Annotated in this window: 15 protein-coding genes; 3 read left to right on the top strand and 12 right to left on the bottom strand. The window is 52.1% G+C overall.

The window, feature by feature from the left end; genetic code table 11:
- Positions 1-35 precede the first annotated feature (35 nt).
- Genes napA through TALK_RS03515 form a run of 3 tightly spaced genes read left to right on the top strand, consistent with a single transcriptional unit; the run spans position 36 to position 3,618 of the window.
- Complete coding sequence (gene napA, locus TALK_RS03525; RefSeq protein WP_085615944.1) at positions 36-2,540, top strand: periplasmic nitrate reductase subunit alpha; 2,505 nt, start codon at positions 36-38, stop codon at positions 2,538-2,540.
- An 11-nt stretch (positions 2,541-2,551) separates the two neighbouring features.
- Positions 2,552-3,016 carry a nitrate reductase cytochrome c-type subunit gene (locus tag TALK_RS03520; RefSeq protein ID WP_085615942.1) on the top strand — a complete coding sequence of 155 codons (465 nt, stop codon included), beginning with the start codon at positions 2,552-2,554 and terminating at the stop codon, positions 3,014-3,016.
- Between the two features lie 11 nt (positions 3,017-3,027).
- Positions 3,028-3,618 (top strand): cytochrome c3 family protein, encoded by a 591-nt coding sequence (locus TALK_RS03515; RefSeq protein WP_085615940.1) that lies wholly within the window; start codon positions 3,028-3,030, stop codon positions 3,616-3,618.
- Positions 3,619-3,834: 216 nt separating this feature from the next.
- Here the strand turns inward: TALK_RS03515 and TALK_RS03510 are convergent, their stop codons facing one another.
- From TALK_RS03510 to TALK_RS03460, 12 genes are all read right to left on the bottom strand, one after another.
- The gene (locus tag TALK_RS03510; protein WP_085615938.1) at positions 3,835-4,824 is read right to left on the bottom strand and encodes an FAD:protein FMN transferase; all 990 of its coding nucleotides are present in this window, start codon (positions 4,822-4,824) and stop codon (positions 3,835-3,837) included.
- Positions 4,821-5,336: a nitrous oxide reductase accessory protein NosL gene (locus TALK_RS03505; protein ID WP_085615936.1), complete on the bottom strand. Its 516-nt coding sequence runs from the start codon at positions 5,334-5,336 to the stop codon at positions 4,821-4,823. The genes TALK_RS03510 and TALK_RS03505 overlap by 4 nt, the downstream gene beginning before the upstream one ends.
- Positions 5,333-6,157, bottom strand: a complete 825-nt coding sequence (locus TALK_RS03500; RefSeq protein WP_085615934.1) for an ABC transporter permease subunit — start codon at positions 6,155-6,157, stop codon at positions 5,333-5,335. Before TALK_RS03500 ends, TALK_RS03505 begins: the two co-directional genes overlap by 4 nt.
- The gene (locus TALK_RS03495; protein WP_085615932.1) at positions 6,154-7,080 is read right to left on the bottom strand and encodes an ABC transporter ATP-binding protein; all 927 of its coding nucleotides are present in this window, start codon (positions 7,078-7,080) and stop codon (positions 6,154-6,156) included. The genes TALK_RS03500 and TALK_RS03495 overlap by 4 nt, the downstream gene beginning before the upstream one ends.
- On the bottom strand, positions 7,070-8,368 hold the full coding sequence (locus tag TALK_RS03490) for a nitrous oxide reductase family maturation protein NosD (RefSeq protein WP_085615930.1): 1,299 nt from the start codon (positions 8,366-8,368) through the stop codon (positions 7,070-7,072). Before TALK_RS03490 ends, TALK_RS03495 begins: the two co-directional genes overlap by 11 nt.
- A 10-nt stretch (positions 8,369-8,378) precedes the next feature.
- On the bottom strand, positions 8,379-10,292 hold the full coding sequence (gene nosZ, locus TALK_RS03485) for a TAT-dependent nitrous-oxide reductase (RefSeq protein WP_085615928.1): 1,914 nt from the start codon (positions 10,290-10,292) through the stop codon (positions 8,379-8,381).
- A 24-nt stretch (positions 10,293-10,316) separates the two neighbouring features.
- Positions 10,317-12,626, bottom strand: coding sequence for a NosR/NirI family protein (locus TALK_RS03480; protein ID WP_085615926.1), 2,310 nt, complete (start codon positions 12,624-12,626; stop codon positions 10,317-10,319).
- Between the two features lie 310 nt (positions 12,627-12,936).
- Complete coding sequence (locus TALK_RS21970; protein ID WP_139833706.1) at positions 12,937-13,293, bottom strand: hypothetical protein; 357 nt, start codon at positions 13,291-13,293, stop codon at positions 12,937-12,939.
- Positions 13,290-14,756, bottom strand: coding sequence for a xylulokinase (xylB, locus tag TALK_RS03475; RefSeq protein WP_245829647.1), 1,467 nt, complete (start codon positions 14,754-14,756; stop codon positions 13,290-13,292). The genes TALK_RS21970 and xylB overlap by 4 nt, the downstream gene beginning before the upstream one ends.
- A 4-nt stretch (positions 14,757-14,760) precedes the next feature.
- The gene (locus TALK_RS03470) at positions 14,761-15,798 is read right to left on the bottom strand and encodes an NAD(P)-dependent alcohol dehydrogenase (protein WP_085615924.1); all 1,038 of its coding nucleotides are present in this window, start codon (positions 15,796-15,798) and stop codon (positions 14,761-14,763) included.
- Complete coding sequence (locus TALK_RS03465; protein WP_085615922.1) at positions 15,795-16,889, bottom strand: alcohol dehydrogenase catalytic domain-containing protein; 1,095 nt, start codon at positions 16,887-16,889, stop codon at positions 15,795-15,797. The genes TALK_RS03470 and TALK_RS03465 overlap by 4 nt, the downstream gene beginning before the upstream one ends.
- Before the next feature lie 10 nt (positions 16,890-16,899).
- Complete coding sequence (locus tag TALK_RS03460; protein ID WP_085615920.1) at positions 16,900-17,667, bottom strand: SDR family NAD(P)-dependent oxidoreductase; 768 nt, start codon at positions 17,665-17,667, stop codon at positions 16,900-16,902.

Genomic DNA, 17,667 nt, shown 5'->3' with positions numbered 1-17,667 from the left:
ATATCCATTTGACCTTTGGCCTAAGGAAACGAACCATGTTCAAGGCAAAGATATCCCGCCGAGATGCCCTGAAAGCAAAAGCAGCAGCCGTTGCTGCCGCCGCAGCAGGCATCAGTTTGCCGGCCGCAGCACAAAATCTGGTAACAGATTCCGAACACACCCAACTAAAATGGTCGAAAGCACCGTGTCGCTTCTGCGGGACGGGATGTTCGGTCATGGTCGCAACCAAAGACAACCACATCGTCGCGACGCATGGCGATGTGCTTTCACCCGTTAATCGCGGTCTTAACTGCGTTAAGGGCTATTTTCTTTCGAAAATCATGTATGGCAAGGACCGCCTGACACAGCCCTTGCTGCGTAAAACCAACGGCGTTTACGACAAGAACGGCGAATTCACGCCGGTTTCTTGGGATGAAGCCTTTGACACCATGGCCGAAAAATGGAAAGCCGCCCTTAAAGCCAAAGGACCAACATCGGTTGGCATGTTTGGTTCCGGGCAATGGACCGTTTGGGAAGGCTACGCCGCTTCCAAATTGATGAAGGCCGGTTTCAGATCGAACAATATCGATCCGAATGCCCGCCACTGCATGGCATCCGCCGTTGTTGGCTTTATGCGCACATTTGGCATGGACGAGCCGATGGGCTGCTATGACGACATGGAAGCCGCGGATGCATTTGTGCTGTGGGGCTCGAACATGGCGGAAATGCATCCGATCCTGTGGACCCGCGTGACCGACCGGCGCCTGTCAGCACCGCATGTAAAAGTCGCAGTCCTGTCGACCTATCAGCATCGTTGCTTTGATCTGGCCGATATCCCGATGGTCTTCAAACCGCAGACCGATCTGGCAATCCTGAATTACATCGCCCATTACATCATTTCGACGGATCGGGTTAATACCGATTTTGTCAACAAACACACCATTTTCCGTCGGGGCAATACCGATATCGGCTATGGCCTGCGCCCCGAAGATCCCCGCGAACAATCCGCAAAACATGCATCTGATGCTGGCGGTTCGACCGACATGACCTTTGACGAGTATGCCGAATTCGTTTCGGAATATACCCTTGATAAGGTCCATGAAATGACCGGCGTTCCCAAAGAACGTCTGGAAGCCCTTGCTGAACTTTATGCCGATCCGAAGATCAAGGTCACATCCTTCTGGACCATGGGCTTTAACCAGCACACCCGTGGGGTTTGGGCCAACAACCTTTGCTATAACATCCATCTTCTGACCGGGAAAATCGCCGAGCCGGGCAATTCACCGTTCTCGTTGACCGGGCAACCGTCGGCCTGTGGCACCGCACGCGAAGTTGGTACGTTTTCGCATCGCCTGCCCGCCGATCTGGTTGTAACCAACCCGGCACACCGCGCGCATGCCGAAGAAATCTGGAAGCTGCCAGAAGGTACCATTCCAGACAAAGTCGGCTATCACGCGGTACTTCAGAACCGCATGCTCAAAGATGGCAAGCTCAATGCATATTGGGTTCAATGCAACAACAACATGCAGGCTGCTGCCAATATCAATGAAGAAGCTTGGCCGGGATATCGCAATCCGGAAAACTTCATCGCGGTATCGGATGCCTATCCGACGGTGACCTGCGAAGCCGCCGACCTTATCTTGCCAACCGCAATGTGGGTGGAAAAAGAAGGTTGTTACGGCAATGCCGAACGCCGTACCCATATGTGGCATCAACTTGTCGATGCCCCGGGCGAGGCAAAATCCGACCTTTGGCAATTGATGGAATTTGCCAAACGTTTTGCCATCGAAGAAGTCTGGCCCGAGGATCTTCTGGCCAAGGCGCCGGAACTTCGCGGCAAAACCATGTATGACGTGCTGTTCCGCAACGGGCAGGTCGACAAATTCCCGCTGGAAGAAACAGCGTCGGATTACAACAACGTCGAAGCCCAGCATTTTGGCTATTACGTCCAGAAAGGCCTATTCGAAGAATATGCCACCTTTGGACGTGGTCATGGCCACGATCTGGCACCTTTCGATGTGTATCACGAGGTTCGCGGCTTGCGTTGGCCCGTTGTCGATGGCAAGGAAACGCTTTGGCGGTATCGCGAAGGATATGACCCCTATGTCACACCAGGTGCCGGGGTTGAATTCTATGGCCATAAAGACGGCAAAGCGCGAATTTTTGCCCTGCCGTATGAACCGGCCGCAGAAAGCCCGGATGAAGAATATCCATTCTGGCTGTGTACCGGGCGTGTTCTTGAACACTGGCATTCAGGGTCAATGACCCAACGCGTGCCTGAACTTTACCGGGCCTTCCCCGATGCTGTCTGTTTCCTGCATCCCGACGATGCCACCGAAATGGGCCTGCGACGCGGCGACGAAGTTCGCGTGATTTCCCGACGTGGTGACATGCGAACACGGATCGAAACCCGTGGCCGGAACAAACCGCCCCGTGGTCTGATTTTTGTCCCGTGGTTCGATGCCAGCCAGTTGATCAACAAGGTCACACTTGATGCAACGGATCCGATGTCCAAACAGACCGACTATAAAAAATGTGCGGTCCGGCTGGAAAAGGTGTGAGGGAGGTTATTATGAAAATAAGCCCGAAATGGCTCATAGCACTGGCAATTGTCGCAATTGCCGGCGCTGCCTATGCCGCTGAACCGGTAACAACCCTGCGCAGTGCAGCCCCTGATCAGGACAGCCCAGCACCACGCATGACAAATTTTGAAGACACGGATCAGAAACGTCCGCGCAACTATCCTGAACAGCCCCCGACCATCCCGCACGATATCGAGGGCTATCAGATCGACACCAATGCCAATAAATGCCTGTCCTGCCATGCCCGGTCACGCACGGGGGAAAGCGGTGCACCAATGGTATCGATCACTCACTTCATGGATCGCGATGGCCAGTTTTTGGCAACCGTCAGTCCGCGCAGGTATTTCTGCACGCAGTGCCACGTTTCGCAACGTCAAGTTAAACCGCTGGTCGAGAACAGCTTTGTCGATATCGATGCATTGCTGCCCAAGAACAATCCGCAGAAAGCGGAATAGGGAGATTGCCGATGCTCGATCTTCTGAAACGTTATTGGAAAACACTGAATTCACCGAGTGTGCATTTCAGTCTTGCTTTCCTGACACTGGGCGGCTTTGTCGCCGGGATCATTTTCTGGGGCGGTTTCAACACCGCCCTGGAAGCAAGCAATACCGAGGAATTCTGTATTTCATGCCATGAAATGCGTGAAAATGTTTACGCCGAATTGAAATCAACAATTCACTATTCAAACAGGTCGGGCGTGCGTGCCACCTGCCCGGATTGTCATGTTCCGCATAAATGGACCGATAAGATCGCCCGCAAAATGCAGGCCTCAAAAGAGGTCTGGGGCAAGCTTTTCGGTACAATTGATACACGCGAAAAGTTTCTTGATATGCGACTTGAACTTGCCCAACACGAATGGGCACGTTTGAAATCCAACAATTCATTGGAATGCCGCAACTGTCATTCGGCTGAATCGATGGATATCACCCGCCAAAGCCCGCGTGCCGCCGAAGCACATGAAAAGTTCCTGTTTACCGGGGAAAAGACATGTATCGACTGTCACAAGGGGATTGCGCATCACCTGCCAGACATGTCGGGCGTGCCCGAATGGCAGTAACCCGATTGCGCAACATCATCTAACTGCACCACTCAGGTGCAGAACTTGCAAAAAAGAAGGGCCACAGACTGATGAACTGTGGCCCTTCGATACATTGATGCAGGGGAGTAGATTGATCAATGTATAGACGATGCAAAGCAGTATAAACGCGATGCCCGGCCACACCTTGACGGTCGTCAATCAATCCCCTTTGTCGTGCTTTTCGTAAACCCCGTTTCAGGCTTCAATAAGCTTATCGGTCGTGGTGCCATGTGGTCGAACGATAACTTTGTGCACCGATATACTGTGCATGGTTTGACGTATTTCATTTTCAGGCATCATTGAAAATGCCGTTGAAAGCGCGTCTGCCTCTGTGGCGGTATCTGCGAAAACGCTGACACGTTCCCACAAAACAGGTGACAATCCGGTTCGAGGATCGATCAAATGATTGTGCTGTCCGGCTTCATTGAACGGGAACCCGGAACCGGCCGACGTTGCCAAGGCCCCAGATCCAAGCAACACTTTCGAACTGGCACTTGAGCCCGCACTTTCAATACGTACCGGCCATCCCGCGCCATCCGCCTGGGGACCAAGCGCATATTTTTCACCCAGATCGACCAAAACATTTTCCATACCGTTTCGACGCAGGATCGCAGAAACCCTATCGGTGATATACCCTTGCGCAATCCCGTTAAGGGTCACCTGCATATCAGGTCGCGAAAATGAAACCCGGACCGGCGCACAATCAATTGCCCCATATCCGATGATTGGCAACAATCGGCCAATTTCAGCGCGAACATACGGTTCATCGCCCATGGCGCCCTGTTGCGATATCTGCGCAAGACGCTGCCAAAGTGGCTGAACCGTCGGATCAAAGGCACCGTTGGTATGCCGGGCGAACATGATGGCTTTGGACATCAGCTCGACAAATTCCTGTTCCGGATTTTCAACCGAGCCTGAAAAGTTCAATCGGGAAATTGTGGAATCCGGTCGGTAAAGACTGAACATCTTTTCCAACCTTTCGATTTCAGAAAGTGCCACCGAAATCAGATAATCAGCCCGGGCTTGCGAAACCCCATCCAGATAGATCGCGGCCTCGGCACCAAGGGCAGTTCCCTGCCATCGGTGAATTTTAGGCGTGGCGGCAAGAACCTGTGGGGCCGCAATGGCCATCGATGCCGCACTGGCAAACAGGGTAATAAAACGACGGCGGTTTAAACCGGTCATGAACGCCCCCCATCATCGGTACCAAAATCAAAAACGTATTCTTCCGGAATATCTTTATAGGCAACAACGCGCCCGCCGTGTGCATTCACAAAACCGAGTGCTGCGTCTTTGCTGCCAAACGGAACGGCTTCACCAATTCCCATGCCACTTGTCATATCACTGCCGATCACAAATTGGGCGGAGTCAGCAGTGATCCATTTCATCGGCGGTGATTGCCAATCACTGTACCCGGTCATATCATTTACATAGATCACGGCCACATCGCGGGCTTCGCCGGGCATCAGGGTAAAGGCAATCGCATCACGTACTGATGGGAACCACAAAATTTCGCCGCCCGACTTTCGATGAAGCTGCGCCTTGGGCCCCGGATGGTCGGCGACAATCATGCCACAGAAATAGCCCGACACATCCCGCGTCAAATCCTGCGGGCCAGGCAATGCAACCGTTTCCTTATCCTGACATCCTGCCAAAAGAAGTGTCCCCAAAATCACAAACGGGATAATTGGTTTCATATCTGCTTCCTCCGAAACAGCATCACTGCAAAGATCAGCGGCACCGTCACCCACAAACCAAGTGACACCAATGGTGCAAATCCATCGGCCACACCTTCAAGGTCAGAGACGACAAGCCCTGCGGCGGCACGGACATCTTCAAACCCGGATAGATTGATCATTCGAAATGCATCGGCCGGATTGACCAGTAAAAGCGTATTAAAGACCGAGGTACTAATACCCTCGCCACCATCAGCAACCAGCGCGCCTAAAAGCGCCATGTCATAAACAATCACCAGACAAAGCCAGACACCAAACGCCAGCGCGGCGGCGGCACTTCGTTGACGTGGCATGGCACTGATCGCCAGTCCCAGCGCAACAAAAACTGCGCCCAGCAAGATCGAACTGCCAACCAGCATGACAAATGCCATCCAGTTATCACTTTCAACCCCGCCAAACACCAAGACCAGTGCCGCCGAACCAAAACCAAACACCGTTGCAAGCCCCAGCCCCAATGTTTGACCGACAAACTTGCCCAGAATAATATCGGCCCGTGACAAGGGATAAGTCAGAAGCAAAAGCATCGTTCCGCGCTCCACCTCGCCGACCAAGGCATCATATGACAAAAGCAACGCCATAAGCGGCAGCAGAAACACCGAAAGACTGGCCAAACTGACAATCGTCACGGCCAAAGGATCAACACCCACCGTTCCCGCCGGGGCGCTGCCCAAAAATGTCAGGCTCAGCGAAAACAAAATCAGGGCACCCGCTGCCCCCAAAAACCAACGATTACGGATACCGTCGCGAAATTCCTTGATGGCAATGATGGCAAGTTCCCTCATGGCGCCACACCTTCTTTCTGGAAATGCATGTAAAGGTCGTTTAGCGACGGCAGTTTGATATCGACATCGTCAAGTTCCGGCACGGTCGTCGAAAGGTGGCGTAAAACATCGATCTTGCGTTCGGATGGCAAGGTCAGGTCAAGGCCATGATCGTTGATCCGTTCGCATGTGACCCCTTCGGGGATTTTTTCGGCACAGGCCGCGCCCATACCGGGCCGGGTGATCAAACGAATATGGACCGGCAGATTCGCCCGACGACGCAAATCATCAATAGTTCCCGACGCGATCAGACACCCTTTGCGCATGATCACAATTTTGCGGGTATGGGCTTCAAGTTCCGTCAACGCATGGGATGACAGGATAATCGTCACACCGTCTTCTTCCAATTCTCGCACGATGTCATAAAAGGCTGTGCGCAATTCCGGATCAAGGCCAGTGGTTGGTTCATCGAGCATCAAAACGCGCGGGTTTCCCAATAATGCCTGTGCAAGACCAAGACGTTGGCGCATGCCTTTGGAATAATGACTAACCCGTTTATGCGCAGCATCCGAAAGGCCAACACGCGCAAGTATCCGGGCACAGTCGGATAACGGATGACGCTTTAACCGGGCAAAGAATGCCAAGGTTTCAGCCCCGCTCATGCCATTGTAAAACGCAATATTTTCCGGAAGATATCCCAACTGGCATCGGGTTTTATCGTCACCCGGACTTGACGGTTCACGTCCCAGAATACGAATATTGCCCTTATCGGGCCGAACAAGCCCAAGAATCAGTTTGATCAATGTGGTTTTGCCGGCCCCATTATGGCCAAGCAGTGCGACACTTTCGCCCGCCAGCACATCCAGCGACAAATCGTCGACGGCATTTTGTCCGTCATAGGTCTTTGTCACGCCTTGGAGTAAGATTGCGGGATTATTCGGCATGATTGCCGTCTCCTTCAAACCGGGCAAGAACCGGTGGTGCCATTAAGGGCCTGCTATCAATCACGCCCCCCGGATGCAGGGCCGGGAACCGTGATTGCGCCCATTTCAAAATCTGTATTGCAGGTGCATTAAGCAAAAGCTTCGCAGGCGGATGCGCCCAGACAACCTGATCAAGCATATCATTTGGCCGATAGGCACGGTCACCAAGGCCATCACCATCAAGATCGAATGCGGCGTTATCGCTCCAGTAATTGCCACGACCGTTTTCTGACCATTCCAGCCAGCGTGTCCCGACATATTTGACCTGTGTCCGGTTTCCAATAAAGGCATTACCAACAATGGCATTGCGTTCTGACCCGGCGGTAAATTGAACACCGATCCCGCAACCTTCAAACCAATTGTCACGAAAATCATTCTTGTTTGAATTATAGATAAAGACGCATTTCTGCCCACCGTGATCGACACGATTCCCATGAAATTCCGACTTGTTGGCATAATTCAAAAGAATGCCATGATCACGATCCCCACGCGACAGATTATCGGTTACCTGCAAGCGATCGGAAAACATCAAGGCGTATCCGACAGTATTGTCAAAGGACCGGTTATTGCGGATTTCGCTGTCATTTGTGTACATGTAATGCACCGCAAACCGGACATCACGAAATGTATTGCCAATGAATTTGTTGTATTTACTGGTCGTGACAAAAATGCCATCGCGACCATGCGATACATTATTATCAACAACAACCGACCCGGGCGTATTCCACAGTTGAACGCCATTGCCGCGTTCATTAACGCGCAAGTCCTGCCGACCAACAATGGTATTGCCGCGCACCACCGCATTTTCCGGTCCCGATAGGTAAATACCGATCAAATTGTTGTCGATATTACTATTTTCAATGACCGCACCATCGCCTTCGGGGGTCACAAAAACACCTGAATCCTGCGTTGAAAGATCCAGCCCCGATCCGGTCACAGTCACTTGACGAAGTGCAACATTTGGCCCGTCAATTGTGATCACATTGCCGGTTCCGGTTCCGACAATCCGAACACCTTCGTCACCTTGCAGCGTGATCGAGCGCCGTAAAATGATCGGCCCGGAATAATCCCCCGGGCCGAGCAAAACCCGGTCCCCATCCATCGCCGTATCGATAATCTGTTGCAATCGCGTCATTGATGGAACAACGACGATATCAGATGCCTGCGACGACGATTGTGCTGCGCCCCAAACCGCAAATGCGATTAACACGGTTCGGATTGCAATCACTGGACGGATGACCGGTAACATGGCTGTTTCCTTACGCTGGTTTAACCAGCATACGACCGCGCATTTCCATATGCAGGGCATGGCAGAACCACTGGCAATAATACCAATGCACGCCAGGCCGGTCGGCCTTAAAGGTTACAGATGCGGTTGCCTGCGGGGCGACTTCCATCGCCACACCATAATTCGCAATGGTAAAGCCATGGGTCAGATCATCGACGTCATCAATATTGGTGACAAAGACGGTAACCTCGTCACCCTGATTGACTTCGAATTTGTCCATACTGAACATCGGTGCGTTAGAATACATATAGACGCGCACCTTGTTGCCATCGCGAATGATGATTGAATCATCTTCAAGAACAACACCATCCTTTTCGGCCCACTCGCGCGCTTCGGCAAACATCGGATCATTGCGATCCCACAGATTGACCGGATTGACCAACGCACGGTTCACGATGATACAGTCATGTGGTTCGGCAAATGTCGGACCATCATGGACAACCTTTGGATCATCACTCGAAATATCGATCAGCTGATCATTTTCCGGTTTAAGCGGACCAACATTAAGGAACCGGTCTTTCGAGAACTTGTTCAGCGAAACCAGCCATTTACCATCCGCATCCTTGGTTTCACCCATGGAAGAATGGTTGTGACCTGGTTGATAATGCACATCAACCTTTGCCAGAATCGGATCGACATCTTCGCCATTAAACTTGCGAACGGCTTTATCGATGTTCCATTTACACATCTGGCTATCAAGGAACAGCGTGGTATAGGCATTGCCATCACCATCGAATGCAGTGTGTAGCGGACCAAGACCAACTTCCGGTTCTGCAACGACCACACCACGCGGTTCAATCTTGTCTTCGAAACAATCCTCGAACCGGCGAACATCAAGAACCGTGACAGTCGGCGACAATTTGCCGTTAATGACAATGTGCTTGCCATCTGGTGCGGTGTTACAACCATGCGGGCTGTTGGAAACAGGCACATAACGGGTTAGTGGCGATCCTTTGCGACCGTCAACAACCTTAACCCCGTTAATTTCTTTGTAGTTGCCATTTTTAACGGCTTCTTCAATCCGCTCGATCGAGAAAATGACCGCCCAATCCTGCTCGTTTGACGTCATTTCGGCAAGAGTTACGCCATTTTCAGAGTTATAGCAGGTCGAAATCGCATATTTCCCCTGATAATCGGCATCACAGTTATCAAGGTTGCCATCAACCATCACCTGCCAGGCAACTTCCATCGTGTCACCATCAATCGCGGTGAAAATCGCGTGATATTTTTCCGGCTCGTCAAGAATGGAACCATCATTTGGGACTGGCACGCGGTGTTCGCCATTGGCAAACACATAGCCGGTACGCGGGAATTTCTGGGGACGCAAACCATGAATATCCGAAGCATTCGGGATTTCAATGATCTTGTCGCATTTCATCACATCGCAACGAATACGCGCAACACGGGTATTCGCCTTGTCATTCATGAACAGATAACGACCATCATAGGTTCCGTCCGTAAATGACATATGCGGATGATGCAGGTCACCGTTCACCCAAACACCGCCTTTATCAGCAAGGAATTCTTTGGTTTCAGGCAGCAACCCCTCAGTCAGGATTTTACGGCTTTCATTCGTCAGGCCCCAACCGGTTGCACTGCAACGGTTGAAAACCGGAATGCGCATCAATTCACGCATTGACGGGATCCCCATAATACGGACTTCGCCAGCCTGTCCGCTGCTCCAGAAACCATAGTATTCATCAAGATCACCCGGCAGAACTTCAACTGCCCCTGCTGCCTTTGCCGCAGTTGGTGTCAGCATCGAACCGGCAGCAATCCCCGCCGCACCGGTTGCACCGGCAATACCTGCCAAACCGGCCATTTTGGCCGTTCCGCCAAGCAGGCCACGACGACTGATTTTGTAGTTCTCTGTTTCATTGGACATAATGGAACTCCTGATATGTCACAGCTAGTTAGACGCGCTGGGGTTTCCATCCGACGATTTCGGCTGGGAACAGTTCGCGCTACATCCATCGGGGCCACAGCTGGCAGACGATGGTTTGGTTTTGGATTGGGTTTGCGGTTTCGGAGTGCCCGACTGCAACGCCATGCGACGCTCGAACCGGGCCAATTTCTGGATCACAACCGGACAATTTTGATCGTCGTAATACAATTCCTGGCAATGCAGGCAGTACAGGCATTCATTCGGATCGATATGACCGTCGGGATGGATGGCCTGAACCATGCATTCCTTTGCACAGCGATGACACGGTGATCCGCATTCGCGATATCGTTTAAGCCAGTCATTGACCCGTATCCGACTGGGAATAGCCAATGCCGCACCAAGCGGGCACAGATAGCGACAATAGAACCGTTCGACGAACAAACCGGCGACCAACAACAAAACAGCAAACAGAACAAACGGCCAATCGCGCATGAACGACAGGATGATCGCGGTTTTAAACGGTTCTATTTCTGCAAGATGTTCCGCCTGATCAAAGGCATGGAATGACACGCCAAACAAAACCAAGAACACGATGTATTTAATCGGCCAAAGGCGCTGATGCAGGCCAAAGGGTACCGCGATCTGGGGCACACGAAGCTTCTTGGCCAGTTTATTTAGAAGTTCCTGCAAGGCACCAAACGGGCACAACCAGCCACAATACGCACCACGCCCCCAGAAAATCAGCGACGCGGCAACCGCGAACCACAGCATAAAGATCAGCGGATCCATCAGGAAATAGGACCAGTCAAAGCCTGAACCAAAGGAATTGGCGACCGTCAGAACGTTCACGACCGACAGCTGGGCATTTGCATAATACCCGATCCAAACCACGGTAAAGATCAGGAAACCCGTACGTATCCGCTCTGTCAATTTGCGACGACGCACAAACCAATCCTGGAAAAAGAACAATCCGGTCAGCAGCAAGATGGCGCAGGACAAAACGGCGATATCTACCGTCCGGCTTTTCCAAATTCGTTTCCACAATTCATCACGGTTTTGTGTATCTGCACCGGATTTCTGAGTACTGACCTGATTGCGCTCGGCGGAAACATTTCCCGCCCCGCCATCCGTTGTGCTTATGGCAATCTTGCGTAGATATGTTGCCGGCGGAGTATAATCGATGCCAAATGTCGTAAATTCCCTTTCAAGAGCCCCCATCTGACGCTGGACAAGCAATTGTAAATGCCACGATGCCGCCGGATCAAAAGGCAGACCTTCGGGAATGACAAAAAGGGCGACTTCCTTGAATTTCGGGGCACCTTCGGCAGCAATATCACCAAGACGTTTGTGATGTTTATCGCGGAACCGGACGCTGTTATCGCCTTGAATAACCTGAATACGGTCAAATACCCCGCCCCGGACATAGCCCGACCCTTTAAAGGAGTATTCCCCGTTCGCCGCAACCAGCAAGGCCTGCTGCCCCGGTTTCAGAACCTTCTGAAGGTTGCCATATTCCGCGTCGCCCAACAGGCTATGGCCGATGGTCGGAATGGAAACGATTGCGGTATATAGATCAATAAACGGCGTATCGTCAGCGCCCGCCTGCGGACCTTTGCCTTTCTTCCCGCCGCCAATTTCAGCAAAGGCTTCTGCGACCTGGGGTTTTGATAAAAGCAGACGCCTGACCGAACCATCGCCAAGCAACTCATCCCAGCTTTTTGACGCATCCTGCGACATGTCGATCGCAAATTTGTTGTCGACCGCACCAGTACTTGCCAATCCGCCCAGCCCCAATGTGCGGGCAACCTTGATGGCAGAACGACGAATTGAATCGTCAATCACCATGATGGTGACGGTCGCTCCGCTTACAATATCGTCGGGAAGGGCATCGAGTTCGTCGCTTTGGGCATATTCGGCAATGTTAAAACCAGTATAGCCCGCGATGTAATCTGTAATCTTGCGTTCCGGAATGCCGACCAGAACGATTGGTTCTTTGTGGGCCACCAGCTTGCCACCGGTGATCACGCCCTGCATTGAAATGCCAATCAGAATGTCGATCGGCTTTCCGGAATAGCCAACAGAATTGGCCCAATCGCTATTTAGGAAAATATATCCAAGCTGATTATCGCCGCCATATACCGCAACGATATGATTTTCGGAAGGTTCATCACTGACACGATCCGCGCCGGGAAGAATTGCCGCCGCGTCCATCGACGATACATAATCATCAAGCGTGCCAGCAGAACCATCAACCGTTGCCAAACACCATCCGATCAGTGCGATAGCGAGCACACGAAAGGCCGATAACGAAAATGATCCAGATGCAACAAACACGGCAATTCCCCAGCAAACTGACGTTCCATTTTCTGGACGCCGTTGGGAGGAAACCTATCCGATTGAGTGGTGGGGTAACTTGACTTACGTCATGTCAAAATTGCGAAATGTCAATTCCTTGAAAAAAGATGCCTCAAGGAACCTGCAGGCTAATTTTGAACTATTGTTCTTTGCGAAAAACACCCTAAGCCAAGGTTTCCAGATCAAAAGATGATGACGGCGAAGACCTGATACAAACAGTCCATGGCACTGGCTACGCCTGGCCGCATAGGTTATGTGCAACTGAAATCAGATATTTGGCCAAGTCTATCTAATGAGCCGACGGTTTCGTTAGAAACAAGCGAAGTTCTGCACGAAGATGATCACACTGCAAACTTGCGAGATCATCAAGCGAAATGCTGCCTATTTTACGTGCCTGAATTTTGTGCTGCACAGGCAAATCATGATCTGTTGATTGTAAATCGGCCATCAGCGCATCAAGTTCCGAGCGAGAGCACGAAAACTCTGCGCAACAATCTCTTAACGCCCGCCATAGAAATGCACAAAGCAACGGTTCGCGCAAAGCCGAAGCACTGGTTTCATATCCTAAAACCCGAGCCGGAACGCTAAGTATTTCTATCGCAAAAATACTTTGCTCACGACTTATTCCGTTATGAACCAAGCTCAAAGGCGCTCTCCGGGACGAACGGCCTTCACAGCAGTAAACAAAGCCGAGAACCGGGCCCGGTTAGCTGAATATTGCTCGGCTAATTCGATACAAGGCACGACTTCTGCCTGAATGGCCGGGGCCTTGAAATCATTCAGATCAAAGGTTTCTTTTAAGCAAGCCCGACCAAGACGCGCCGCACCAAAAGCAGCCCCATAATCCCCTGCCTCGGGAATTAACAGACGCAAACCGGTTGCCGCAGCAATAATGTCCAGCCACTGCCGAGACCGAGCTCCGCCGCCAACAGCATAGACCGCCTCAAGGTGGGAACCGGCATGAATAAGCGCATCATTGCAATCCGCAAGCGCAAAGGCCACCCCTTCCAGAACCGATTGCGTCAGTTCTGCCGTAGAGCACGAAATTGCCAAATCAATAAAAGCACCCCGTGCAGAAGGATCATTATAAGGCGTCCGTTCGCCTGACAAATAAGGAAGAAATAATGCTTTTGCCGGGCGCGCTATTCTTTCTGGCAACTCCGAAACAAGATCGGGCGCATCACGCCCGGTTATACGCCCAAACCAGTTCAGGCTATCAACAGCAGAAAGGATCACCCCCATTTGATGCCAACGATCCGGAACCGCATGGCAAAAGGCATGTACCGCGTCTCTGGTATTCGGGGCAAAGCGTTCTGTTGCGGCAAACAACACACCAGAAGTCCCCAGACTTAGAAAGCCCGTCCCCGGGGACAAAACCCCCATCCCACAGGCCGTCGCGGCATTGTCGCCACCACCACCCGCAACGGGAATGCTATCAATCCCCCATTCCCGGGCCAATTCCGAACGCAAATATCCCGAAACCTTTGTACCTTCGACAAGGCCGGGCATATGTTCGAGACCCAGTTCGGTCGCCGCAAGGAGTTCTTCCGACCATTGGCGTTTTTCAACGTCAAGCCACAGGGTCCCGGCAGCATCCGAAGGGTCGGCAATATATTCACCGGTCAGCCAGAAACGAACATAATCCTTTGGCAACAGAACCTTATGGATTTTGGCAAAAACATCGGGTTCGTGTTTTCGAACCCACGCAACCTTCGGGGCAGTGAACCCCGCCATGGCAATATTGCCGGTCAAACGGCGAACATCGACCTTGGCTTCAAGTTCCGCACATTCACGTTCGGACCGACCATCATTCCAGAGAATGCAGGGACGAAGCGGACGGTCATTCCGGTCCAAAAGCGTTGCACCATGCATCTGCCCCGACAGGCCGATGGAGGCAACACCCGCGAACTCATCAGGATGGGTTTCACGTATTCTCCCGATCGCCTGCTTGCAGGCCGCAATCCAGTCATCCGGATTTTGTTCCGACCAGCCAGGTTGCGGGCGCGAAACGCAAAGTGCTGCATCATGGCTACAGACGATTTTTTCGTCCTCGGAAATCAGAAGAGCCTTGACCCCCGACGTTCCAATATCAAGACCGATATGCATCATGATGTCAGCTATTTACCCTGATCTGGATTTTAACATCTTCCGGCCTTTGCGCGACAGCACGGTCAAAGGCGACGATTGCGTTTTCAAACGAAAGAGTATCACTAATCAATGGCTTAAGGTCCACCTTGCCCGATGCGATAAGCTCTATCGCACGGTCATAAACATTCGCATATCTAAAGACCGTCTCGATCCGGACTTCACGGGCCTGAAGGCCAACAATATCCACCGGAACAGGATCAACCGGCATACCAACAAGAACGATGGTACCGCCGGGACGGGCAAGACCGGGCAGCCCCAGTATTGCCGGTGCGGCGCCAGAGCATTCAAAAACAACATCAGCCCCCCAGTCACCGGTTACCGATGCCACGAATGATGGCAAGTCCGTCTGGCCCAGATTGACCGTTTGTATTCCCGGATAATTACCGATGATGTCAAGTTTCGGCTGACTGAAATCAGATATGATGACCCGCGCACATCCCCCGGCCAATGCAGCCAACGCAACCATCATGCCAATCGGCCCTGCGCCGGTGACAACCGCAACATCCCCCGGCACGATCCGGGCACGCACGGCCGCCTGCATGCCGATGGCAAATGGTTCGACCATTGCTCCTTCGGCAAAACTGACATTGTCGGGCAGTTTGAATGTATAGGCAGCAGGATGCACAACTTCGGGCGTCAGACAGCCGTGAACAGGGGGTGTTGCCCAAAACCTGACAGCCGGATCGACATTATATATGCCAAGCTTGGATGCCCGTGAATTCGCATCGGGAATGCCCGGCTCCATACAAACACGATCCCCCGGTTTCAGATGAGCAACTTCCGCGCCGACTTCAAGCACGTCGCCGCTTGCCTCATGGCCAAGAACCATGGGTTCCGTGACCACAAAAGGCCCTATTTTACCATGCGTATAATAGTGAACATCGGAACCGCAAATACCCACCGTATGAATTTTGATCCGCACATCATGCGGGCCAATATCGCGTGGCAAATTGAAATCCCGAAGCGAGAGTTTGCCTTTTTCTTCAAGCACAAGCGCTTTCATACTTTCCTCCCCGGTTCGAGAACCACTTTCAGTGACGCAGAACCATTTTGGGCAATTTCGATCCCTTTGCGGAATTCCGACAATGGCAAACGATGGGTCAAAATGTCTTCTATCGGAAGACGCCCCTCTTCAAGCATCCGAATGGCTATTGGATAGGTATCAGGGCTGAGATGAGCGCCATGAATGTTCAGTTCCTTGCTATCGCCAATGATTGTCCAATCGACGGTAACAAGGTCTTTGAACACGGAAAACTCGACAAAAGTCCCCAACTTGCGAATTGCCAAAAGCCCCTGCTCAACCGACTTCCCGGCACCGGTAGCTTCGATATAAACGTCACAGCCATAGCCATCCGTCATATCGCGGATTGCCTGTACAACATCTGTTTCAGCAGGATTGAGAACAATATCTGCCCCGCATTTACGTGCCAGTTCAAGGCGATGAGGATTAAGGTCAAGAGCAACCAATTTCGCCGGATTTTTCATCCGCGCCGCCGCAACCATTCCCAGCCCCAAGGCCCCGCAACCAGAAATCACAACAACATCCGAAAGTCCGATATTGCCGCGATTAACCGCATGGATCGAGCAAGCAAGAGGTTCGACAAAGACACCATGCAAGGGATCTAGTGTTTCAGGCAGGCGATAATTGATGGCCTTGGCCGGATAGAGCATATACTCCGCCCATGCCCCCTGGGTCGCACGATGAAACCCATAAATATCGTGGGGCTGACACATCCAGTAATGTCCCGACCGGCAAAACCGGCATTCGCCACAGGGAACAATCTGTTCCGAAACAACATGATCGCCGATCTTCAACTGGTATTTCTCATCCGCGCCCCTGCCAAGGGCCACGACCTGGCCGACAAATTCATGTCCAGGAACGACATCGGTTTCACAATAAGCAGGCCGGTTTTCATCGCCCCAGAACATCGGGGCACCGCCAAAACATTTCACATCACCAGCGCAAATACCCGTGGCGACAACACGCACCAGCACTTCACCAGAAGCAGGAGACGGCACCGGACGGGTTTCAAAACGATAATCGCCGGGCCCATAGCAGATCACAGCTTGCATTTCTGCGGGAATATTCGTCATGGATGATCTCCTACCAACACGTGTAACCACCATCTGCCACAACAACCGAACCGGTCATGTAGCTTGATGCGGCGGATGCAAGGAATAAAACGATGGATGCAATTTCCTGTGGCTGGCCAACCCGCCCCATTGGTGTCAGGTTCAGCCATTCGGCTGCCATTTCAGGATCATCATCCATTCCGTATTTGGTCATCGGGGTTTCGATATATCCCGGGGCAATCGTATTGATCCGCACCCCCCGGCTTGCCCATTCGGCAGCCATGCTTTTCGTCATCTGATGCACGGCAGCCTTGGACGCGTTATAATAACTTTGATTCTGGGGTCGGTTGGAAATCAGCGCTGATATCGACCCCGTCGTCACAATGTTGCCGCTACCGCGTTCAAGCATCTTTTTGCCAAACGCACGACAGCACCAGAAAACCCCGTTGAAATTGACATTCATCACGTCAAGCACGACGTCGTCAGACACTGTCTCGGCAGCATCACCCGACCGTGCAATCCCCGCATTGGCAACCAGAATGTCGATATCCTCAAGCGTATCGGCAAGGTCCGTCACAGCCTTGCTATCAGTCACATCAAGAACCCGATATTCCGCCGAGAACCCATCGGCCTTCATTGCCAAAACCTTGGCTTTAAGCGCCGCCTCGTCGCGTGCAGTCAAGATGACATGCGCGCCTGCTTCTGCCAGTATCCGGGCCGAGGCAAGACCGATCCCTTGCGATGCACCGGTAATGACAGCCCGTTTGTCTTTCAGAGAGAAAAGATTTGAGATTGCCAT

Source organism: Thalassospira alkalitolerans, from assembly GCF_002115745.1.
Classification (GTDB): Bacteria; Pseudomonadota; Alphaproteobacteria; order Rhodospirillales; family Thalassospiraceae; genus Thalassospira; species Thalassospira alkalitolerans.
Note: the sequence above shows the minus strand (reverse complement) of the source record. Positions and strands in the feature narration are given on the sequence as shown.

Coding starts and splice junctions, on each gene's coding strand:
- napA (WP_085615944.1), top strand. CDS start 36: ATGTTCAAGGCAAAGATATCCCGCCGAGATGCCCTGAAAGCAAAAGCA.
- TALK_RS03520 (WP_085615942.1), top strand. CDS start 2,552: ATGAAAATAAGCCCGAAATGGCTCATAGCACTGGCAATTGTCGCAATT.
- TALK_RS03515 (WP_085615940.1), top strand. CDS start 3,028: ATGCTCGATCTTCTGAAACGTTATTGGAAAACACTGAATTCACCGAGT.
- TALK_RS03510 (WP_085615938.1), bottom strand. CDS start 4,824: ATGACCGGTTTAAACCGCCGTCGTTTTATTACCCTGTTTGCCAGTGCG.
- TALK_RS03505 (WP_085615936.1), bottom strand. CDS start 5,336: ATGAAACCAATTATCCCGTTTGTGATTTTGGGGACACTTCTTTTGGCA.
- TALK_RS03500 (WP_085615934.1), bottom strand. CDS start 6,157: ATGAGGGAACTTGCCATCATTGCCATCAAGGAATTTCGCGACGGTATC.
- TALK_RS03495 (WP_085615932.1), bottom strand. CDS start 7,080: ATGCCGAATAATCCCGCAATCTTACTCCAAGGCGTGACAAAGACCTAT.
- TALK_RS03490 (WP_085615930.1), bottom strand. CDS start 8,368: ATGTTACCGGTCATCCGTCCAGTGATTGCAATCCGAACCGTGTTAATC.
- nosZ (WP_085615928.1), bottom strand. CDS start 10,292: ATGTCCAATGAAACAGAGAACTACAAAATCAGTCGTCGTGGCCTGCTT.
- xylB (WP_245829647.1), bottom strand. CDS start 14,756: ATGATGCATATCGGTCTTGATATTGGAACGTCGGGGGTCAAGGCTCTT.
- TALK_RS03470 (WP_085615924.1), bottom strand. CDS start 15,798: ATGAAAGCGCTTGTGCTTGAAGAAAAAGGCAAACTCTCGCTTCGGGAT.
- TALK_RS03465 (WP_085615922.1), bottom strand. CDS start 16,889: ATGACGAATATTCCCGCAGAAATGCAAGCTGTGATCTGCTATGGGCCC.
- TALK_RS03460 (WP_085615920.1), bottom strand. CDS start 17,667: ATGGCAATCTCAAATCTTTTCTCTCTGAAAGACAAACGGGCTGTCATT.